The organism is Pseudomonas sp. TCU-HL1, assembly GCF_001708505.1.
Lineage (GTDB): Bacteria > Pseudomonadota > Gammaproteobacteria > Pseudomonadales > Pseudomonadaceae > Metapseudomonas.
The window spans coordinates 4644712-4664837 of record NZ_CP015992.1 but is presented as its reverse complement, the minus strand read 5'-3'; the positions used below and the strand labels follow the sequence as shown (position 1 = coordinate 4664837).

At 65.1% G+C, this 20126-nt stretch carries 17 protein-coding genes; 5 read left to right on the top strand and 12 right to left on the bottom strand.

Going from position 1 to position 20126, the window contains the following annotated elements:
- Positions 1-4: 4 nt before the first annotated feature.
- The 3 genes from THL1_RS21455 (at position 5) to THL1_RS21445 (ending at position 4971) form a co-directional block, all read left to right on the top strand.
- The gene (locus tag THL1_RS21455; protein ID WP_069085120.1) at positions 5-1357 is read left to right on the top strand and encodes a TolC family outer membrane protein; all 1353 of its coding nucleotides are present in this window, start codon (positions 5-7) and stop codon (positions 1355-1357) included.
- A gap of 109 nt (positions 1358-1466) precedes the next feature.
- Complete coding sequence (locus THL1_RS21450) at positions 1467-3623, top strand: type I secretion system permease/ATPase (protein WP_069085119.1); 2157 nt, start codon at positions 1467-1469, stop codon at positions 3621-3623.
- On the top strand, positions 3613-4971 hold the full coding sequence (locus tag THL1_RS21445) for an HlyD family type I secretion periplasmic adaptor subunit (RefSeq protein WP_069085118.1): 1359 nt from the start codon (positions 3613-3615) through the stop codon (positions 4969-4971). The genes THL1_RS21450 and THL1_RS21445 overlap by 11 nt, the downstream gene beginning before the upstream one ends.
- Before the next feature lie 170 nt (positions 4972-5141).
- On the opposite strand, the gene mmsB is transcribed toward THL1_RS21445, so the two are convergent.
- The 5 genes from mmsB to THL1_RS21420 all read right to left on the bottom strand — a co-directional run bounded on the left by mmsB (position 5142) and on the right by THL1_RS21420 (position 10747).
- On the bottom strand, positions 5142-6026 hold the full coding sequence (gene mmsB, locus THL1_RS21440) for a 3-hydroxyisobutyrate dehydrogenase (RefSeq protein WP_069085117.1): 885 nt from the start codon (positions 6024-6026) through the stop codon (positions 5142-5144).
- Between the two features lie 43 nt (positions 6027-6069).
- Positions 6070-7173, bottom strand: a complete 1104-nt coding sequence (locus tag THL1_RS21435; protein WP_069086596.1) for an enoyl-CoA hydratase/isomerase family protein — start codon at positions 7171-7173, stop codon at positions 6070-6072.
- A gap of 23 nt (positions 7174-7196) precedes the next feature.
- Positions 7197-8015, bottom strand: coding sequence for an enoyl-CoA hydratase (locus THL1_RS21430; protein ID WP_069085116.1), 819 nt, complete (start codon positions 8013-8015; stop codon positions 7197-7199).
- A gap of 10 nt (positions 8016-8025) precedes the next feature.
- Positions 8026-9189, bottom strand: coding sequence for an isobutyryl-CoA dehydrogenase (locus THL1_RS21425; RefSeq protein WP_069085115.1), 1164 nt, complete (start codon positions 9187-9189; stop codon positions 8026-8028).
- Between the two features lie 64 nt (positions 9190-9253).
- Entirely contained in the window at positions 9254-10747 is a 1494-nt protein-coding gene (locus THL1_RS21420) for a CoA-acylating methylmalonate-semialdehyde dehydrogenase (protein ID WP_069086595.1), read from the bottom strand.
- Between the two features lie 132 nt (positions 10748-10879).
- On the opposite strand from THL1_RS21420, the gene THL1_RS21415 reads away from it, so the two are divergent.
- A complete protein-coding gene (locus THL1_RS21415; RefSeq protein ID WP_069085114.1) occupies positions 10880-11761 on the top strand; it encodes an AraC family transcriptional regulator in 882 nt (293 codons plus the stop codon).
- Positions 11762-11912: 151 nt separating this feature from the next.
- Here THL1_RS21415 and THL1_RS21410 read toward each other — a convergent pair whose 3' ends face one another.
- Positions 11913-12755: an HDOD domain-containing protein gene (locus THL1_RS21410; protein WP_069085113.1), complete on the bottom strand. Its 843-nt coding sequence runs from the start codon at positions 12753-12755 to the stop codon at positions 11913-11915.
- A 110-nt stretch (positions 12756-12865) separates the two neighbouring features.
- Between THL1_RS21410 and ung the strand changes: the two genes are divergently transcribed.
- Entirely contained in the window at positions 12866-13558 is a 693-nt protein-coding gene (ung, locus tag THL1_RS21405) for a uracil-DNA glycosylase (protein ID WP_069085112.1), read from the top strand.
- Positions 13559-13742: 184 nt separating this feature from the next.
- On the opposite strand, the gene THL1_RS21400 is transcribed toward ung, so the two are convergent.
- The 6 genes from THL1_RS21400 to THL1_RS21375 all read right to left on the bottom strand — a co-directional run bounded on the left by THL1_RS21400 (position 13743) and on the right by THL1_RS21375 (position 20037).
- A complete protein-coding gene (locus THL1_RS21400) occupies positions 13743-14603 on the bottom strand; it encodes a DUF6279 family lipoprotein (protein WP_069085111.1) in 861 nt (286 codons plus the stop codon).
- Positions 14604-14720: 117 nt separating this feature from the next.
- Positions 14721-15743 (bottom strand): AbrB family transcriptional regulator, encoded by a 1023-nt coding sequence (locus THL1_RS21395; protein WP_069085110.1) that lies wholly within the window; start codon positions 15741-15743, stop codon positions 14721-14723.
- Complete coding sequence (locus tag THL1_RS21390) at positions 15736-17247, bottom strand: tripartite tricarboxylate transporter permease (protein ID WP_069085109.1); 1512 nt, start codon at positions 17245-17247, stop codon at positions 15736-15738. The genes THL1_RS21395 and THL1_RS21390 overlap by 8 nt, the downstream gene beginning before the upstream one ends.
- A 1-nt stretch (position 17248) precedes the next feature.
- Entirely contained in the window at positions 17249-17692 is a 444-nt protein-coding gene (locus tag THL1_RS21385) for a tripartite tricarboxylate transporter TctB family protein (protein ID WP_069085108.1), read from the bottom strand.
- A gap of 67 nt (positions 17693-17759) precedes the next feature.
- Positions 17760-18734, bottom strand: a complete 975-nt coding sequence (locus THL1_RS21380; protein WP_069085107.1) for a Bug family tripartite tricarboxylate transporter substrate binding protein — start codon at positions 18732-18734, stop codon at positions 17760-17762.
- A 37-nt stretch (positions 18735-18771) separates the two neighbouring features.
- Positions 18772-20037, bottom strand: coding sequence for an OprD family porin (locus THL1_RS21375; RefSeq protein ID WP_069085106.1), 1266 nt, complete (start codon positions 20035-20037; stop codon positions 18772-18774).
- Positions 20038-20126: the final 89 nt, after the last annotated feature.

The window sequence follows — 20126 nt, the reverse complement described above, 5'->3', positions numbered from 1 at the left end:
GAAAATGCGTTTGCGCCTCTCCACCGTTCTCCCGTTTGCCCTTGTCGCAAGTCTTCCCGTCCATGCGCAGAGTCTCTCCGAGGCCATGCAGCAGGCCATGGATGCCCACCCGGAAATCCAGGCGGGTGTGAACAGCCGTCTGTCGGCCGACAAACAGCTTCAGGCAGCGAAGGGGGGCTACCTGCCGTCCGTGGATCTACTGGGGGGTTATGGCCGTGAGGGTACCGACAACACAACCACCCGGGCGACCGGTAATGATCACTGGAAGACCATGACCCGTGGTGAGTCCAGTCTGCGTCTGCAACAGATGGTGTTCGACGGCTTCGCCACCAAGAACGAAGTGGGGCGCCAGCAGGCTACCGTCAACTCCCGTGCCTACGCCTTGCTCGGTACGTCCGAGCGCACCGCGCTGGATGTGGCCCAGGTCTATATAGATGTGTTGCGCCGCCAGGAGATGGTGAGCCTGGCCCAGGCGAACCTGCGCAGCCACGAACGCATTTTCGACCAGATCAGCCTGCGCAGTGAGCGCGGGGTCGGGCGTCTGGCCGACCAGGACCAGGCCGAAGCGCGCCTGGCCCAGGCCCGCAACAACCTGATTACCGAACAGACCAACCTCAACGATGCCCGCACCAACTACTACAGCGTGGTAGGCGTGGATCCGGTCGACCTGAGCGTGCCGGCCGGCCTGCCGGGGCAACTGCCTGAGTCCCTCGAGGGAGCCCGTCAGACCCTTCTGGCCAACAGCCCGGTGCTGCGCTCCGCGGAGTCTGACGTCTCTGCTGCCGAGAAGCAGTACGACGCTGCCAAGTCCTTCTTCTATCCGCGCTTCGATGCCGAGCTGTCCCGTGGAGCAGACAATGACCTGGACGGCGAGAACGGCCATGTCAACGAATGGCAGGCGATGTTGCGCATGCGTTACAACCTGTTCGCCGGCGGCAGCAACAAGGCCGACCTGGAGTCCAAGGCCTACCAGATCAATGAAGCCCTGGACATCCGCAACAATGCCCTGCGCGTGTTGAACGAAGAGCTCGGCCTGTCCTGGAACGCCCTGGGCAACGCCCGCGAGCAGGTGCCGATCGCCCAGCAGTACGTCGACTACAGCACCCGTGTGCGTGAGTCCTACCAGCAGCAATTCAGCATCGGCGAGCGCACCTTGCTCGACCTGCTGGACAGTGAGAACGAACTCTTCACCGCGTCGCGTCGCCTGGTGGACTTGCGTTATACCGAACTGTTTACTCAGTACCGCATCAAGGCGACCATAGGCGAGCTGCTGAAGAGCCAGGGAGTGGTAGCGCCGATGGCGACGGTCGTGCAGACCGAACTGAAGCCGCAGGCAACCCTTCCCGGCTTGAACTGAACACCTGGATCGCACCCACCTGGCCCCGGGCGAGGCACCTGCCTCCCCGGGGCCGTGAGTTTCGGTCCAGGCTCAGCCTCCCGAAGAACCCAGAGCAGAGTGCCCAGGCGTGGACCCAGAAGTCAGTCGCGTTCACCTCAATACCGATCCCCGCGGACAGCATGACGACCCTTTGCTGGACTCGTTGCTGTCCTTGTGCGTCCTGCACCACAAACCGGCCAACCGGGCCATGCTCACCAGCGGCCTGCCGCTACCCAGGCAGCGCCTGACCGCCGAGCTTTTGCCTCGTGCGGCCGCGCGTGCCGGCCTGCAGGGCCGCCTGCTGCAACGGCGCCTGGAGCAGATTCCGAAGATCGCCATGCCGGCGCTGTTGCTGCTCAAGGAGGGCCGTTGTGCGGTCTTGCTGGGCTGGACCGACGGCGGCAGCGCGCGCCTGCTGCTCAGCGAGAGCGATGGCGGCGAAGTGAAAGTCACCCGCGAGTTGCTGCAGGAGGACTACAGCGGCCAGGTGTTCTTTGCCCAGCCTCAACACAAGTACGATCTCAACCAGGGCAGCCTTATCCCGCGTACCCAGTCCTGGTTCCGCGACACCCTCAAACGTTCCCGCTGGCTCTACATCGATGCGGTTGCTGCCAGTCTGCTGATCAACCTGATCGGCCTCGGCGCGCCGCTGTTCGTCATGAACGTCTATGACCGCGTGGTGCCCAACCAGGCCGCCGCTACCCTCTGGGTGCTGGCCATCGGCATTTCCGGCGCGTATGTCTTCGACCTGCTGCTCAAGACCATGCGCGGCCTGTGCCTGGACCTGGCCGGCAAGAAGACCGACCTGATCATCTCCGCCACGCTGTTCGAGCGGATCGTCGGCATGGCGATGAAGTACCGGCCGATGCGGGTCGGCAGCTTCGCCCAGAACATCCATGAATTCCAGACACTGCGGGACTTCCTTGCCTCACTGACCCTGACCAGCGTCATCGACCTGCCCTTCACCCTGTTGATCCTCCTGGTGATCGGCCTGCTGGGAGGGCATCTGGTGTGGGTGCCGATCCTGGCCTTCCCGCTGGCCATGGGCATCAGTTGGCTGTTGCAGAAGCCGCTGGTGGCGACCATGGACCGCACCATGGCCTTGGCGGCCGAGCGTCAGTCGAGCCTGATCGAAACCCTGGCCGGCCTCGATGCAGTGAAGGTCAACAATGCCGAGAGCGACCGCCAGTACCTCTGGGAGCAGACCATCGGCACCCTGGGCCGCCTCGAGCTACGGGTGAAGATGCTCTCCAGCCTGGCGATGAACCTCACCCTAATGATCCAGCAGCTCGCCGGCGTGGTGATGATTGTCGCCGGGGTCTACCTGATCATGGCCGGCGACCTCAGCATGGGCGGCCTGATCGCCTGCTACATGCTCAATGGTCGTGCACTCGGCCCGCTGACCCAGTTGTCCGGCCTGCTCACGCGCTACCAGCAGGCACGCCTGACCATGAATTCGGTGGACCAGATGATGGACCTGCCCCAGGAGCGCCAGGAGGGCGAGCAGCCCCTGGTGCGTTCCAAGCTGCAGGGCAGCCTGGAGCTGCGTGAGGTCAACTTCACCTACCCGCACCAGCAAAATCCGGCCCTGAGCGAGGTCAACCTGATCATCCGGCCCGGCGAGAAGATCGGCATCATCGGCCGCAGTGGCTCGGGCAAGAGCTCCCTGGCCAAGCTGATCGTCGGGCTCTATCAGGCTGACTCCGGCAGCCTGCTGGTGGACGGTACCGATATCCGCCAGCTGGACGTCAGCGAACTGCGCCATAACGTTGGCTACGTGCCGCAGGATATCCAGCTGTTCAGCGGCACCCTGCGCGATAACCTGATGGCCGGCGCGCGTTACGTCGAAGACGAGCCGGTGCTCCAGGCTGCCGAGCTCTCCGGCGTGCACGAGTTCGCCCGCTTGCATCCCCAGGGCTACGAGCTCCAGGTGGGCGAGCGCGGGCAGAACCTGTCCGGCGGTCAGCGGCAGAACGTCGCCCTGGCCCGTGCGCTCCTCCTCGACCCGCCCATCCTGCTGCTCGACGAGCCCACCAGTTCTATGGACAACCCTGGCGAAGAACGCCTGAAAGAGCGCCTCGCTGCGGTAATCGCCAACAAGACCCTGCTGCTGGTCACCCATCGAGCCTCCATGCTCTCGCTGGTCGACAGGCTGCTGATCATCGACCGTGGCCGGGTCATTGCCGACGGCCCGAAAGAGGCGGTCATGGAAGCGCTGAAGAAGGGGCAGATCAGTGTCGCATAAGGGTTTCGGCGCGCTGCGCCAGTATTTCCAAGGTGGTGAGTCCCTGTCCGGCCAGCCTCTGCCAGAGGTTAACAAGGCCCTGGTGGAAGACGCGCCCCGGGTGTTGCGTCTGACCATCTGGACGCTGGTCGGCTTCACCCTGTTCATGGTGCTCTGGGCCCATTTCGCCATGGTGGATGAAGTCACCCGCGGCGAGGGCAAGGCGATTCCTTCGTCGAAGCTGCAGAAGGTCCAGAACCTGGAGGGCGGCATCATTTCCGAACTGTTCGTTCGCGAGGGGCAGGTCGTAGAAATCGGCGACCCGCTGCTGCGTCTGGACCCGACACGGTTCCAGTCCAACGTCGGCGAAACCGAAGCCGACCGTACAGCCATGCAATTGCGGGTCGAGCGCCTGAGCGCCGAAGTCGATGACCGGCCGCTGGATATTTCCCAGGAACTGCGCACCCTCGCGCCCGAACAGGCCAACAGCGAAGACGCTCTCTACCGCAGCCGCCAACAGCAACTGCAGGAAGAAGTGGCGGGCCTGGAAGAGCAACTGGTCCAGCGTCGCCAGGAGCTGCAGGAGTTCATTTCCAAGCAGGGCCAGTACCGCAACAGCCTGCAACTGCTGCGTCAGGAAATCGCCATCTCCGAGCCGCTGGTGGCTCAGGGCGCCATTTCCAAGGTGGAAGTCCTGCGCTTGCGCCGTGCCGAGGTGGAAAATCGGGGTGAGCTGGAAGCCACTGGGCTGGCCATTCCTCGCGCCGAATCGGCGATCAAGGAAGCCGAGCGCAAGATTGCCGAGACCCGCTCACGCTTCCGCAGTGAGGCGCTTGGGCAGTTGAACGAGGCACGCACCGAACTAAACAAGGCCAATGCCACCGGCAAGGCCCTGGAAGATCGGGTCAAGCGCACGCTGGTTACCTCGCCCGTGCGCGGTGTCGTCAAGCAACTGCTGGTCAACACCATTGGTGGTGTGATCCAGCCGGGCAGCGACCTGGTGGAGATCGTGCCGCTGGACGACACGCTGCTGGTGGAAGCACGCATCCGTCCGCAGGACATCGCCTTCCTGCATCCGGGGCAGAAGGCCATGGTCAAGTTCACGGCCTATGACTACACCATCTACGGCGGGCTGGACGCCGACCTGGAGCAGATCGGCGCCGACACGATCACGGACGAAGAGGGCAACAGCTTCTACCTGATCAAGCTGCGCACCCAGAAGAGCCATCTGGGGACGGAAGACGATCCGCTGCTGATTATTCCGGGCATGGTCGCGTCGGTGGATATCATGACCGGCAAGAAGAGCATCCTCAGCTACCTGCTCAAGCCGATCATCCGTGCCAAGGCCGAGGCTCTGCGGGAGCGGTGATCCCGTGCCTGAACACCGTGCGCACCAATCGTTGAGTGCGGTGCCGAGGCTTAGCCCGCAACCGGTGCGCGCGGCGCACCCTACGGTAAGCCCGGTGCACGCGTAATGCTTCAGAGGCGCCGGCGGGCCTCCCTTGCAGGGGTTGAGGGGCAGCTACGCAGCTCCTCAGCTCACTCCGTGAACAGCTTCTGCACCACCGAGAAATCCTTCTTGCCCTTGCCCTGCTTGAGCAGTAGCCGATAAAGCTGCAGGGCCAGCGCGCCCATGGGGGTGCTGGACAGGCTGACCTGAGCGGTTTCCTGGGCCAGTCCCAGGTCCTTGGCCATCAGCTCGGCCATGAAGCCGCCTTCGTACTCCTTGCTCGCCGGAGCATTGGGCATCACCCCGGGCCAGGGGTTGTAGCGCTCCAGCACCCAGTTTCCACCCGAACTCTGGCGCATGATCTCGGCGAGTATGGTCGGGTCCAGGCCGTTGGCCACCCCGAGCGCCATGGACTCGGCGGTGCCGATCATCTGCACCGCCAGCAACTGGTTGTTGCACACCTTGGCCACCTGTCCGGCTCCGTCGGGGCCGGCGTGGAAGATGTTCTTGCCCATGGCCTCGAAGATTGGCCGGGCTTTCTCCAGCGTTGCCGCCTCGCCGCCCACCATGAACGTCAGGGTGCCGGCCGCGGCGCCTGCCGTGCCACCTGACACCGGTGCGTCCAGTAGTTCGAGGCTTTTCGCCTTGGCGGCTGTATGCACCCGGCGCGCGGACTCCGGGGCGATGGTGGAGCATTCCAGTACCAGGCTGCCGGCCGCGATGGACTCCAGCAGCCCGCCGTCGCCCAGCAACAGGCCTTCAACATGCCGACTGGCCGGCAGCATGGTGATCACCACCTGCGCGCCAGTTACCGCGTCGCGCGCGTCCCTGGCGGGTTTGGCACCCTCGGCCGCCAATTCATCAACGCTGGCCTGCACCAGGTCATACACCGTGAGCGCGTGGCCGGCCTTGAGCAGGTTGCGGGCCATGGGCAGGCCCATGTGGCCGAGTCCGATAAAGGCGATCTTGCTCATCGTGCTTCTCCTTGGCCCGGCGCTGGTGGCGGCGGGCGAGTTGTCAGAGATCGTCCAGCGGATGCGGGCCTTCCCACACCGGCTCGAAGTGGGCTTCGATCACCGCGCGAGGAATGGCGGCCACATCCGGCCAATGCCAGCGCGGCGTGTTGTCCTTGTCGATCAGGCGGGCGCGCACGCCTTCGGGAAACTCCGGATGGCGGCAGCAGTTCAGGCTCATGGCGTATTCCATGCGGAAGACCTCCGCCAGCGACAGGTGCTTCGCCCGGCGGATCTGTTCCCAGACCAGGTGGGCGGTGAGTGGGCAGCCGGCGGCCAGGGTCTTGGCGGCGCGTGCCAGGGGCACATCGCTGTCGTGCTGCAGCGTGGTCATGGCCTTCCAGGCAGCCGGCAGGTCGGCCACGTCCAGAAGCTCGTCGATTCGCTTGCGTCGCGGCAGCCATTGGGCTTCCGGAAGTTGGTCGCGGGCTTCGTGCTCCAGCGCCTTGAACAGGCTGTTGAGCTGCGCGTCGGGCTGGTCCTGCCAGTTGAGCTGAACCAGGCCCTTGAGCAGCGCGTCCTGATGGTCTTCCAGCAGGAAGCGGTCGGCGAGGTCGAGGTCCAGGGCGTCGTGGGCGTTGATGGTGCCCGCCCCCAGGCCAAGGAACAGGCCGAGCTTGCCCGGCAGGCGGGCGAGGAACCAACTGCCACCGACATCGGGGTAGAGGCCGATGTTGATTTCCGGCATGCCCAGGCGACTGGACGGGGTGACGATGCGGATCGCCGCGCCTTGCATCAGGCCCATGCCTCCGCCCAGCACGTGCCCGTGGGCCCAGCAGATCAGCGGTTTGGGATAGGTGTGGATGCGGTGGTCGAGGCGGTACTCGTCGGAGAAGAAGCGGCCCGCCAGGGGCGGCACCACACCGGGATGCTCGCGGCAGGCGTCCACCAGCTTGCGCACGTCACCGCCCGCGCAAAACGCCTTGGGGCCGTTGCCACGCAGCAGGACGCAGACGATGTCCGGGTCACTGGCCCAGGCACGCAGCTTGGCGTCCAGGGCTTCGATCATCGGCAGGGACAGGGCGTTGAAGCTGCCTTCGGCATCGAGACTGGCAATGCCGATGCGTGCGCCGTGCCGGCCGTTGCGTTCTTCGAAGCTCACATTCATGGTCGTGTTCGTCCGGCTCTCGGTCATTTGTTGCGCCAGTGCGGGTCGCGTTTTTCCAGGAAGGCATTGACGCCTTCGCGGGTGTCGTCTGCGTCGAACAGGTCGACGAAGCGTTCACGTTCCTCCGGCAGCCAGCCGTTCGGCCCGCGCTCCCGAGCCCCCTGGATCAGCGGCTTGATGGTGCGCACCGCCACCGGGCTCTGGCGTGCCACCTTGGCCGCCAGCAGCAGGGCAGTACCACGGGCTTCGCCGCTGTCCACCACCTGCTCCACCAGGCCGATGCTCAGTGCGGTTTCGGCGTCCACCCGTTCACCGCAGAGGATCATCCGCTTGGCCCAGCCTTCACCCACCAGCCAGGGCAATGCCTGGGTGCCGCCCGCGCAGGGCAGCAGGCCCACGGCGGCTTCGGGCAAGGCCATCTGGGCTTGGCGTTCGGCAATGCGGATGTCGCAGGCCAGTGCGCACTCCAGGCCGCCGCCCATGGCATAGCCGTTGATTGCGGCGATGGAGACGCCACGGAAATCCCGCAACGCTTCGAAGGCGTCACCGAAACGGCGGGCCATCTCACGGGCGCGGGCCTTGTCGCCGTCTGCGAAGAGGTTGAGGTCGGCCCCGGCGCTGAAGAATTTCGGCCCCTGACCGGTCACTACCAGGGCATAGATGTCGTCGTCATGGTTGAGGTGCTCGATCAGCTGCTTGAGGCCGATCAGCGACTCGCGGTCCCAGGTGTTGGCCGGCGGGTGGTTGATGGTGATAAGCGCCGTATGGCCGTGCTTTTCCACTGTCAGCTTGTGGGTCAGGTCGAATATTCCTGGCTGGTAGGGTTCAACGGCAGTAGACATGGGTTTCTCCTTACAACAGGCGGTCAAGGGCTCCGCCCTGTTCCAGTAAACGGCGCGCCACGATGACGCGCATGATTTCATTCGTGCCTTCGAGGATCTGGTGCACGCGGGTATCCCGCACCCAGCGCTCCAGAGGATAGTCGTTCAGGTAGCCGTATCCGCCATGCAGTTGCAGGGCTTCGTTGCACAGCTCGAAGCATTGGTCGGTGGCGAAGCGCTTGGCCATGGCGCAGTAGAGGCTGGCTTCGGCGTGGCGCTGGTCGAGGCGATGGGCCGCCAGGCGCACCATCTGGCGGCTGGCGGTAAGCGCCGTGAGCATGTCGGCGAGCTTGAACTGCAGCGCCTGGAACTCGGCCAGCGGCCTGCCGAATTGTTTGCGTTCTTCCACATAGCGCAGGCTTTGCTCCAGGGCCGCCTGGGCGGCGCCGAGGGAGCAGCTGGCGATGTTCAGGCGGCCGCCGTCCAACCCCTTCATGGCGTAGACGAAACCCTGGCCCTCGGGACCGATGCGGTTGCCGACGGGAACGCGCACGCCTTCGAAGGTGATGGTGCGGGTGGGCTGGGCGCGCCAGCCCATCTTGTCTTCGTTGCGTCCGTAGCGGATGCCCTCGGCATCGGCGGGTATCAGCAGGCAGGAAATTCCCTTGGCGCCATCTTCCCCGGTGCGCGCCATGACGATCAGCACCTGGGTGCTGCCCGCGCCGGAAATGAAGCATTTGCTGCCATCCACTATGTAGTGGTCACCGTCGCGCCGGGCCCGGGTGCGCAGGTGGGCGGCGTCGGAGCCCGCGTCCGGTTCGGTCAGGCAGTAGGAGGCCAGCAGCTCGCCGCTGATCAGGCCGGGCAGCCAGCGCGCCTTCAGCTCGGCATCGCCGAAGGAGGCGAGCATCCAGGCGGCCATGTTATGGATGGTCAGGTAGGCGGTGGTGGCCACGCAGCCGGCGGCCAACTGCTCGAAGATCAATGAGGCAGACAGCCGGGACAGGCCCAGCCCGCCATCCTCCTCGGCGATGTACAGCCCCAGGTAGCCCTGCTCGGCAGCGCGGCGGATCACCTCCAGCGGGAAGTGGTGGTCGCGGTCCCAGTCCGCGGCGGAGGGCGTCAGCTCATGGCTGGCGAAGGCTCGGGCGCTGTCTACCAGCAGGCGTTGTTCTTCGTTGAGGTCGAAATCCATGTGTCGTCTGCCCTGGTTCGTGTCCGTAGTGCTGCTGCGCACCGCCTGGCGAATGAATTCGCCCCTACTTCAACTGGATGGTCATGTTCGGTCCTGCGACCGGTGTGTCGTCGAACCAGCGGGTGGTGACCGTCTTGGTCTCGGTGTAGAACCGTACCGCCTGCTTGCCGTAGGCGTGCAGATCGCCGTAGAAGGAGCCCTTCCAGCCGGTGAAGGAGAAGAACGGCAGAGGCACCGGAATGGGCACGTTGATACCCACCTGGCCCACTTCGATCGCATGCTGGAAATGCCGCGCGGCGCCGCCGGAGCGGGTGAACAGGCTGGTGCCATTGCCGTAGGGGTTGGCGTTGACCAGGGCGATGGCCTCATCGAGGCTGTCCGCTTCCATGCACACCAGCACCGGCCCGAAGATTTCCTCGCGGTACAAGCCCATCTTCGGCGTGACGCCACGGAACAGCGTCGGCCCGAGCCAGTTGCCGTTCGGATAACCCGGTACCTCGCACTGGGAACCGTCCAGCAGGCACTCGGCACCTTCAGCCTTGCCTTCGGCGATCAGTCGCAGTACTCGCTGGCGAGCCTGCTGGCTGATCAGCGGGCCGAATGCCGCGTGGGTATCCTTCCAGTAACCGGGGCGCAGTTCGGCCATCTGTGCGGCCAGCTCGGGAATCCACTGGCGCGACTCGCCGACGAAGATCGCCACGCTGATGGCCATGCAACGCTGGCCAGCGGCGCCGCAACTGGCGCCCACCAGGTTGCTCAGCACCTGGTCCTTGTGGGCATCGGGCAGCACCACCATATGGTTCTTGGCCCCGGCGAAGGCCTGCACCCGTTTCAGGTGGGCGGTGCCCGTCCGATAGATGTGCTGGCCCACCGGCACCGAACCGACGAAGGAAATGGCGCGTACATCGGGGTGGGTGAGCAGGGCGTCAACCTGCTCGCGACCGCCATGCAGGACTTGCAGCACGCCTTTGGGGGCGCCGGCTTCGAGGAAGAGTTCGGCCAGGCGGTTGGGGGTCAGCGGGTCTTGTTCGGAGGGCTTGAGGACGAAGGTATTGCCGCAGGCGATGGCCAGCGGAAACATCCACAGCGGGATCATTGCAGGGAAGTTGAACGGCGTGATGCCAACGCAAACGCCCAGCGGCTGCACCCAGCTGGCGGTATCGATCTCTCGTGCGATGTTCTCCACCGTCTCGCCCATCATCAGGCTGGCGACGTTGGCGGCGTGCTCGGCCACCTCGATGCCACGCCAGACGTCGCCCTTGGCATCGGCGAAGGTCTTGCCGGTTTCGCTGGACAGCAGTTCGGCCAGTTCGTCGTGGTGGTCCTTGAGCAACTGCTGGTAACGCAGCATCAGGCGGGCACGTTCCGACACCGGAACTTCCCGCCAGCTCAGGAAGGCTGTCTTGGCGCTGGCGACGGCGGCCTCGATCTCTTCGGAGGTGGCCTTGGGTGCCAGTGCCAGCACTTCCTGGGTGGCCGGATCGGTGATTTCGATCACTTCGCGGGCGCGGCTTTCACGCCATTCGCCATCGATCAGCTGGGGAATTGTTCGCGACATGTGGCCCTCCACCCGCACCATGGGATCTTGGTGTTTCTTGCTCTTATAGCGGGCGCCGATCCACTTGTGGATTGACGATCTTGGTTGGTAGATGGACGATCTTGGGATTGCTGGCCACGACAAGAACGACCCATGAGCCGCTGCGTGGAAACCTCCAACTGGCCTCTGCCGGCCAACGGCGTGCGCTTCACTACGCCGCCTCGCCTGCGCCGCCTGTTAGCTCGACACCCTCTGACTTGTGCCTGTTATCCACTGGCCCTGGGCTACTACCCAGAGGCCCTGGGACACCGCATGGAACGTCGCGTCCCCGAGGACAACCTGCTGATCTACTGCCGCTCGGGGCAGGGGTGGCTAGAGTACGGTGATGGACGATTCGAGGTGAGTGGCGGTGATTTGCTGCTGTTGCCCAAGGGGCGCCTGCATGCCTATGGCGCGGATTCCCAGCGGCCCTGGAGCATCTACTGGGTGCACTTCGAGGGCGAGCTGGTGGAGGACTACCTGCGTCCGCTGGGGCAATCCGCCCTGCGCCGCATCGGCGTCCAGCCGCGCTTGCTGGCGGACTTCGATGCCCTGCTCGGGTTGCGCAAGCAGGGCCTGAACCTGCCGTACTTCGTCTATGCCGCCCACCAGCTGCAGACTCTGCTGACCTCGCTGGCGGTGCTGCCGGCGCGCGGTTACCTGAAGTCCGGCCGGGTGCTGGACGTGGACGCGGTGCAGGCCGTGATGCGCGCGCACCTGCATGACAGCCTCAACCTCGACCAACTGGCGGCACAGTTCAAACTGTCGCGCTTCCACTTCGCCAAGACCTACCGCGCCCTGACGGGCCATGCGCCGATCCAGGACTTCATCCAGCTGAAGATGGCCCATGCCTGTCGCCTGCTCGACGAAGGCGACCAGGGGGTGAAGCAGATTGCCGAGCAACTGGGCTATGAAGACGCCTATTACTTCTCGCGGCTGTTCCGGAAAGTGGTGGGCATGGCGCCGACCCATTACCGAGCCTTGCATCAAGGGTGAGCAGAGCACCTGCTACGCCGACATACCGCGAGACGGAGAACTGGATACAAGGGTGGACATCGCTTTTCATGTCCACCAGGCGGAGTTCAGGTCGGCACCGATGGTGGATGAAAGAGCGCCATCCACCCGACGTGCACACCCTGCAAGCGGCTCAATCCGCTTCCAGGGGCCTGCCTCCCAGCAGCTTCAACCACAGAGCGACCACTTCCGCGAGTTCCGTGCGCAGCACCTGCGGTGTTGGCAGTTCCAGGCGTTGGTAGGCGGGCAGCCGGGCCAGGCGGTCGTCGTCGCGGGGTTCTTCGAGCAACTGGCTGGCAACTTGCACCACGTCGGCGAGGTCCACCGGGCCCTTGTGCTGGCGGCACCAGTCGCGGCGCAGGCGGGCGCAGTCCTGCAGGGCGGCGGGCAGTCGCCAGGCGGTCAGCAGGAGCACACCCAGTTCCGCGGAAAGCTGTTCGCACAGCCGTTGCAGGTCGCACTCCAGGCGGGACACCTGGGGCCACTGGTGCAACTCGCGAAGCAGGGGCAGGCTGCCGACGTCCTGCAGCAGTCCGGCCAGCAGCGCATCTTCCTCCTCCAGGTGGGGCACGTGCTGGGCCAGTCCGGCGCTGAAGGCCGCGCGTTGCAGGCTGAGGCTCCAGCGCTTGTTGAAGACTTTCTCCAGGTTTGCTTCGCTGCCCTCGTACAACTGCCGCAGTTCGAAGGCCAGCACCAGGTTGGCCAGGCGTTTCGGGTCCAGCTGCTTCACCACATCGAACAGCCGCGCGCCAGGGTGGATGTGGCCGAGCAGGGGCAGGGCGGCAAATTGCATCAGGCATTTGGCAAGCGCGGGGGAATGTTCCAGTAGCGCGCTGACCTGTTCGGCTGTTGGTTCGCCCGCCGCCAGCAGATGGCGCAGGCGCAGGGAGATTTCCGGCATCGGCGGCAAGGCACCGGGGTCTTTGCGAAAACGCTCGTAGAGCGCGAGTTTCACCGAGTCGTGACGATTGTCCATGTGGGCATGTTCCTGGCGTCCTTGATTGACAAGGGTAGTGGGCATTTCTTAGGGTGCCCGACCATCGGGCGGGAAGCGCCCCGGCAACCGCCACGGAACAGATTGAAGCGATGACTGACGACGACCGGATCAAGCTCGACGCGAGCTGGAAAGAAGCCCTGCGGGACGAGTTCGAAAAGCCCTACATGAAGGCCCTCGGCGACTTCCTGCGCCAGGAGAAGGCGGCCGGCAAGGTGATCTTCCCGCCGGGCCCGCTGATCTTCAACGCCCTGAACACCACGCCGCTGGACCAGGTGAAAGTGGTCGTCATCGGCCAGGACCCTTACCACGGGCCGGGCCAGGCGCACGGGCTGTGCTTCTCGGTGCAGCCAGGTGTGCCGACGCCGCCGTCGCTGCAGAACATCTACAAGGAGCTCAAGCGCGACCTGAACATCGAGATTCCGTCCCACGGCTACCTGCAATCCTGGGCGGAGCAGGGTGTGTTGCTGCTCAACACGTCCCTTACCGTCGAGCAGTCCCGCGCGGGCTCCCATGCCGGTGCCGGATGGCAGCCGTTCACCGACAAGGTGATCGAAGTGGTCAGCCAGCAGCGTTCGGGCCTGGTGTTCCTGCTCTGGGGTTCTCACGCACAGAGCAAGGAGCGCCTGATCGACCCCACCAAGCATCTGATCCTGAAGTCAGCACATCCGTCGCCGCTCTCGGCGTATCGCGGATTCCTCGGCAACGGTCACTTCAGCCGCTGCAACAAGTTCCTCGCCCAGCACGGGCTGCAGCCGATCGACTGGCGCCTGCCTGAGCTTTGAGTGGCTGTGAAAATATCGCTGACCTGCTGCGGCTGCCGCCGAGCGGCTGCAACTGCGTTGCGCAACGCAAAAACGTCGGTCATTTTGCTCGCCAAACTCCCTCGTTTTCACGCAGCACGCCTTGTTTCGCTCGCCCAGCGACACCCTCGCGACGGCCTTCAATTTTTTCACAGCCTCTGAGGTTTCAGCGCGGATAGCACGGCAGGCCCATGAGGTCAGCGGCCATTTCCCTGATGTGCTCGCGCAGTGCACCGCGCTGGATTGTGTCGGCGCTGTTGAAGAGGTCGGCCAACAAGTGCGCCAGTGCCGCTTCCGTCGCCGGGTAGGCCTGGCGATAGGCGGACGTCCAGATTGCTTCCGGTTGCTGTAGCAACGCCGTGAGACGTTGCTGGAAGTCCGCGTTGTGGCGACCGTAGAGCGCATTGCGCAGTGCTTTCTGCCAGTTCTCCCGGTTCTCCGCCCAGATCCGGTTGTATTCCCCCCGGTCTTTGGCCCAGCTTTCGATGCGCGCCAGTTGACTGGGTCGCAATGGCCCCATCCAATCCTCGACTGATTCGCGCATGCGTCGTGCCCGCGCCGCGACCTGCGCCTTCAGTGGGGGCGCGACGTACTCCCGGCGCAGCTCCGCATTGCGCTCGTCCATGGCCACGTAGAGCTCACCCATTTGCTGCGGTGAAAGGCTTTCCGCCACGCCGAGCGCAGTGGGTGTGATCTCCACGGCGATGTCCTGCGCGGCATCGCGAACCTGGGTGAGCTGGCCCAGCAGGTCAGTGGGCGTCAACCGGGCCCGCTGGCTGAGCTGATCGAGCTGTTCCAGCCAGGCGACATATTCCGGCAGCTCGGTGCTGCAATGCCAGGCGAGGTGTTTCTGCAGGCGAGGTTCCAGCCAGCGCTTCTGGCTGTCATCCAGGCTGACGTAGTTGCTGATCCACCAGGGAATGACGAGGTCGAGGTTGCGATACGCCAGGTCGAGGCGGCTGCAGGCGGCGAGCAGCAGCAGAGTGGCGATCAGCAGGAAGCGGCGCGGGACGATGCGTCCGGACATGGAGGCCAGCCTTGGCGACGATCGGATAGGGGAGAGCATAGGTGCGACGGATTGCGAATGAGTTCGCACCGGCAACCGGATGTTGCTGGCGAGATAAAAAATTCCGCACATGGTGGGCTAAGCATGGGTCTTTTGCCTCTGCCAGCGGCGGAATACCGGCTCGGCGAGGAACAGCACCAAGAGCAATCTCAGCACCTGCAGCGCGGTGACCAGTGGCACTGAGAGTTGCAGGGCTTCGGCGGTGAGGCTGAGTTCAGCGATGCCGCCCGGCATCATCCCCAGCATCAGCGAACGGTGGTCGAGGCCGTCCAGCCAGCCCAGCAATTCCGCCGCCAGGGCGGCGAACGCCATGCCCAGGCTGGTGGCCAGCAGGGTGCGGGCAATGAAGGACGGTGCGCGGCGAAAGAAGGCGCGGTCGAAGTGGCAGCCCAGGGCACTGCCGATCAGCCACTGGCCGAGCTGGCTGGCGCCCTGAGGCAGGCCGAGGTGCAGGTCGAAACAGATGCTCATGGCTGCGCTCACCAGCAGCGGGCCGATCAGCCAGGGATTGGGCTGGTGGAAACGCTGCATCAGCACCGCCAGCACTGCGCCGCCGGCCAGCAGCAGGGCCAGCCAGCCCCAGTCCACTGTTGCGGCCGGGTGCTGCACGGCCGGAACGCCGACGAACAGCTGGAACAGCGCCGGCACGCTGAGTACCACCAGCAGCAGGCGCAGACTCTGGCCAGCGGCGACGCGGCTGAGCACCGCACCGTTGCGCTGGCCGAGGTTGACCATTTCGCTCGCGCCACCGGGCATGCTGGCGAAGAAGGCCGTGGCGCGGTCCTCGCCGCTGCGCAGCATCAAGCTGATGCCGATGACGCTGGAAAGGGTGGTGACCACGGCGCCGATCAGGATGATGGCGCTGTTGGCCAGCACCTGCTCGATCACGGCCGGGGTGAAGTGCAGGCCGATGCCGACACCCACGACCCACTGCCCGCATTTGCGAGCGCCCGGTACCTCTGCCAGCGGCAGGTTGCCCATGCAGCGCACGGCAATCACCGCCAGCAGCGAGCCCACCATCCAGGGCAGGGGCCCGCCCACCAGGCTGGCCAGCCAGCCACCGACGGCGCCCACCAGCGGCGTGAGCAACCACTTAGGCATGGGCCAGCTTCGCCCTGGCGCGACGCGCGCGCATCCAGCGGATGCTAGGCAGGGCCAGCATCACGACGGTGAGCACCCAGAGTGCGATGGTGATCGGGCTGCTCCAGAGGATGCCAAGATCGCCATCGGTGATAGACAGGGCGCGGCGCAGGTTGGATTCCATCAGCTCGCCAAGGACGAAGCCGAGGATCAGCGACGACAGCGGGAAGTCCATCTTGCGCAGCAGGTAGCCGAACACCCCGAGAGCGGCCATCAGCACCAGGTCGAAGGTGGTGCTGTGAACGGCATACACGCCGACGACGCTGACGATGGTGATCGCCGGTACCAGGATCCAGGTCGGCACGCTGAGCATGCGCGCGAACAGGCCCACCAGCGGGATGTTCATCACCAGCAGGATGACGTTGCCGATGAACAGCGAGGCGATCAGGCCCCAGACCACGTCGGGTTGCTGCTCGAACAGCAGCGGGCCGGGGGTGATGTTGTACAGGGTCAGCGCGCCGATCATCACGGCGGTAGTGCCGGAGCCCGGAACGCCGAGGGTCAGCATCGGGATCAACGAGCCGCAGGCCGAGGCGTTGTTGGCAGCTTCCGGTGCGGCCACGCCGCGCAGGTCGCCATCGCCGAAGCGGCCGGAGCTACCTGCCATGCGCTTCTCGCTCATGTAGGTGATAGCGCTGGCGATGGTGGCGCCGGCACCGGGCAGTACGCCGATGACGAAGCCGGTCAGGGAGCTGCGCACGGTGCTCCACCAGGTGAAGGTGAACTCCTTGAAGTTGAACAGCATGCGTCCGCTGGCCTTGACCGCCTGCTGGCCGGTGGTGGTGTGCTCGAGCATCAGCAGCACTTCGCTGACGCTGAACAGGCCGATCACCACAATGACGAACTGGATGCCGTCGGACAGGCCGACGCTGTCGAAGGTGAAGCGATAGACGCCGGTGGTGGCGTCCACGCCGACCGTGGCCAGGCCCAGGCCGATCAGGGCGGAGAGCAGGGTCTTGACCGGCTTGTCACCGACCATGCCGCCCAGGCAGGCGATGGCGAAGACCATCAGTACGAAGTACTCGGCCGGCCCGAAGGCCACCGCCCAGTTGGCCAGGGTCGGCGCGAAGAGCACGACGCCGATGGTGGCGATGGTGCTGCCGATGAAGGAGCTCATTGCGGACAGCGACAGGGCGATGCCCGCCTTGCCCTGGCGGGCCATCGGATAGCCGTCGAGGGTGGTCATGATGGCCGCGGCGTCGCCCGGCACATTGAGCAGGATGGCGGAGATACGCCCGCCATACTCGCAGCCCAGGTACACGGCGGCCAGCAGAATCAGCGCCGTTTCCGGCGGCAGGCCGAGGGCGAAGGCCAGCGGCAGCAGGATGGCCACACCGTTGATCGGGCCCAGGCCCGGCAGCAGGCCGACGACGGTGCCGACGAAGGCGCCGAACAGCGCCACCAGGAGGTTGATCGGGCGCAGGGCGACATCGAAGCCCTGGGCCAGGAAGTTCAGGGTTTCCATCTCAGTTCTCCAGGGAGGCCAGCAGGCCCAGGGGCAGCGGGACGTCCAGCAGGTAGTCGAACAGGCCGTAGAGCAGGGCGCCCATCAGCACGCCGCTGACCAGGCTCGGCAGCGGCCGGCCCTTGAACAGCAGACCGAGGCCGAAGCCCACCAGGGAGGTGCTGACGATGAAGCCCAGGGGCTCGAAGAGCAGGGCGTAGGCGAACAGGGCAAGCACGCAGAGGATGACCTTGCGCGCCAGGGACCAGGAAATCGGCAGATCGTCGGCGTCACCTGGCTTGTAGATCAGCCAGAGGGCTGCCGTGGCCATCAGGAACAGCAGCAGCAGGGGATAGGCGCGCGGGCCGACCGGGTCGTAGCTGAAGGGTGCCTGGAAGCCCCAGGCGACCACTGCGAGCAGGGCGCAGGCGAGCAGCCAGACCGCAGCGAAGATTCGTACGTACATGGCGGTTTACCTAGGAATCGGTAGGGTCGCCCCTCTCTCACCGAGAGAGGGGGATGAGGTGAGGCTGTTACTGCGCCAGGCCGAACTCGCCGGCCAGCTGCTTGTACTGCTTCACCTGGTCGAAGACGTAGGTCTTCAACTGATCGCCGGTAAGGCTGAGGGGGAAGAGGTCGCGCTGTTCACGCAGCTTGGCGAAGTCTTCGCTGGCCAGCAGGGTGTCGAACTGCTGCTTCCACCAGTTGAAGTCCTCGTCGCTGACTTCCGGGCCCATGTAGAAGCCGCGAATCACCGGCCAGACGATGTCGAAACCCTGTTCCTTGGCGGTGGGGATCTCCGCCAGCTTGCCTGGCAGGCGCTGATCGGAGAGCACGGCGAGGATGCGGATCTTGCCGGCGGCGAGCTGCGGCGTGATCTCGCCCAGGCCGCTGCTGGTGACCTGCACATGGCCGCCGAGCATGGCGGTAAGGGTTTCGCCACCACCCTCGAAGGCCACGTAGCGCAGCTTCTGCGGGTCAATGCCGGCGGCGCGGGAGATCAGTGCGGTCTGCATCCAATCCTGGCCGCCAATGGTGGCGCCCGCACCGAAGACGATGGAGGCCGGGTCTTTCTTCACCGCGTCGACCAGCTCGCCCAGGGTCTTGTACGGGGAGTCGGCGCGCACGGAGATGGCGCCGTAGTCGGTACCGATACCGGCCAGCCAGCGCACAGCGTTTTCGTCATAACGGCCGAACTTGCCCTGGGCGAGGTTCAGCAGGGAGCCCGAAGAGAAAGCGGTGATGGTGCCGGCATCCTTCGGCCGCTGGGCTACCACGGCGTTGTAGGCCACGGCGCCGACGCCACCGGGCATGTAGGTGACGCGCATCGGCGCCTTGAGCAGGCCGCCGTCCTTCAGGCCGCTCTGGGCCAGCTTGCAGGTCAGGTCGAAGCCACCGCCGGGCTTGGCCGGGGCGATGCACTCGGGGCGCTTGGGCTCGGCCAGCAACTGGGTCGACAGCAGCAGGCCGGAGGTGATCAGGGCGATGCGGGAGAGGGCAGTTTTCATCGGGGTTCTCCTGTGGAGTTTTATTGTGGTTCAGGCATCACCAGATCGGCAGTGCATAACTGACGATCAGGCGCAGTTCATCCGCATCGCGGGCGAAGTTGGAGCGGAATCCGGCGTGGCGGGCACGGAAGGTGAGGTTCTTCAGGCTGCCGCTGGGCACCACGTACTTGAATTCGACGTCGCGTTCCCATTCACGGCCTTCTTCCGCGCTGTTGGTGACCTGGGCGTTGTCGCTGGTGATGTAGCGGGTCATGAAGCTCAGGCCCGGAACGCCCATGGCGGCGAAGTCCAGGTCGTAGCGAGCCTGCCAGGAGCGCTGGTCGGCGTTGGCGAAGTCGTTGATCTGCACGAAGTTGATCAGGAAGGGGTCGCTGCCATCGATGTAGGCGTAGCCGGTGTCGCCGCTCATGCGCTGGTAGCCCAGGCCGACCTTGTGGCTGCCCTGGCCGTAGCTGAACATGCCGTTCAAGGCGCGGTTGTCGACCTTGCCGGCTTCGGCGCGGCCGGTGTCATCGCTGACTGCGTAGCGCAGGTCGGCGCTCAGCGTACCGGCGCCAAGCGGGTGACTGGCCAGCAGACCGAAGAAGTGCTGGCGGTACACCTCATCCAGTTCGGCGAAGTAATAGCGTCCGGTGTAATGCTCGTTGAAGGCGTAGTCGGCACCGGCGAGGTCGAAGTGGTCGCCGCTGGCGGCGGCTGCGAAGCGCTTGTTCTTGTTGTTGATGGCCAGGTCTTCGGAGTTGGTGGACGCGCGGTCCTTGACCTCCGACAAGCGCCCGCCGGTGAAGGTCAGGTTGCTGATTTCTTTCGAGGTGAGCAGGCCGCCCTCGAACACCTGGGGCAGGATGCGGCTGTCGCTGGCCTTCACCACCGGGAGTTCGGGAATGTGGGTGCCGAGGCGCAACTCACTCTCCGACGCGCGTATCTTCGCGGTCAGGCCGAGCTTGCTGTACTCGTCCGGAGTACCTCCGTCGTCCTGTACCGGCAGCAGGTCGGTGCCACTGCGGCCGGGGCTGGAGTCGAGCTTGATACCGAGCATGCCGAGGGCGTCGAGGCCGAAACCAATGGTGCCTTCGGTGTAGCCGGATTCGAGGTTGAGGATGAAGCCCTGCGCCCATTCCTCGCGCTTGGACTGGCCGGAGCCTTCGCGGAAGTCGCGGTTCAGGTAGATGTTGCGGGCTTCGAGGGTGGCCGAACTGTCCTTGATGAACTCGGCATGGGCGTGGCTGGCCAGGGTGCAGCTGGCGATGGCGAGGCTGAGGGTGCAAACAGGCGCAAGCGCCTGCCGTGCGGCAGTGAGCATCGAGTGGTCTCCATTGTTGTTCTTGTCAGCCGGCACAACCACGGGCCGGCTTTTTAGGGGTGGTACTTGCCACCCTGTCGCGATGCTAT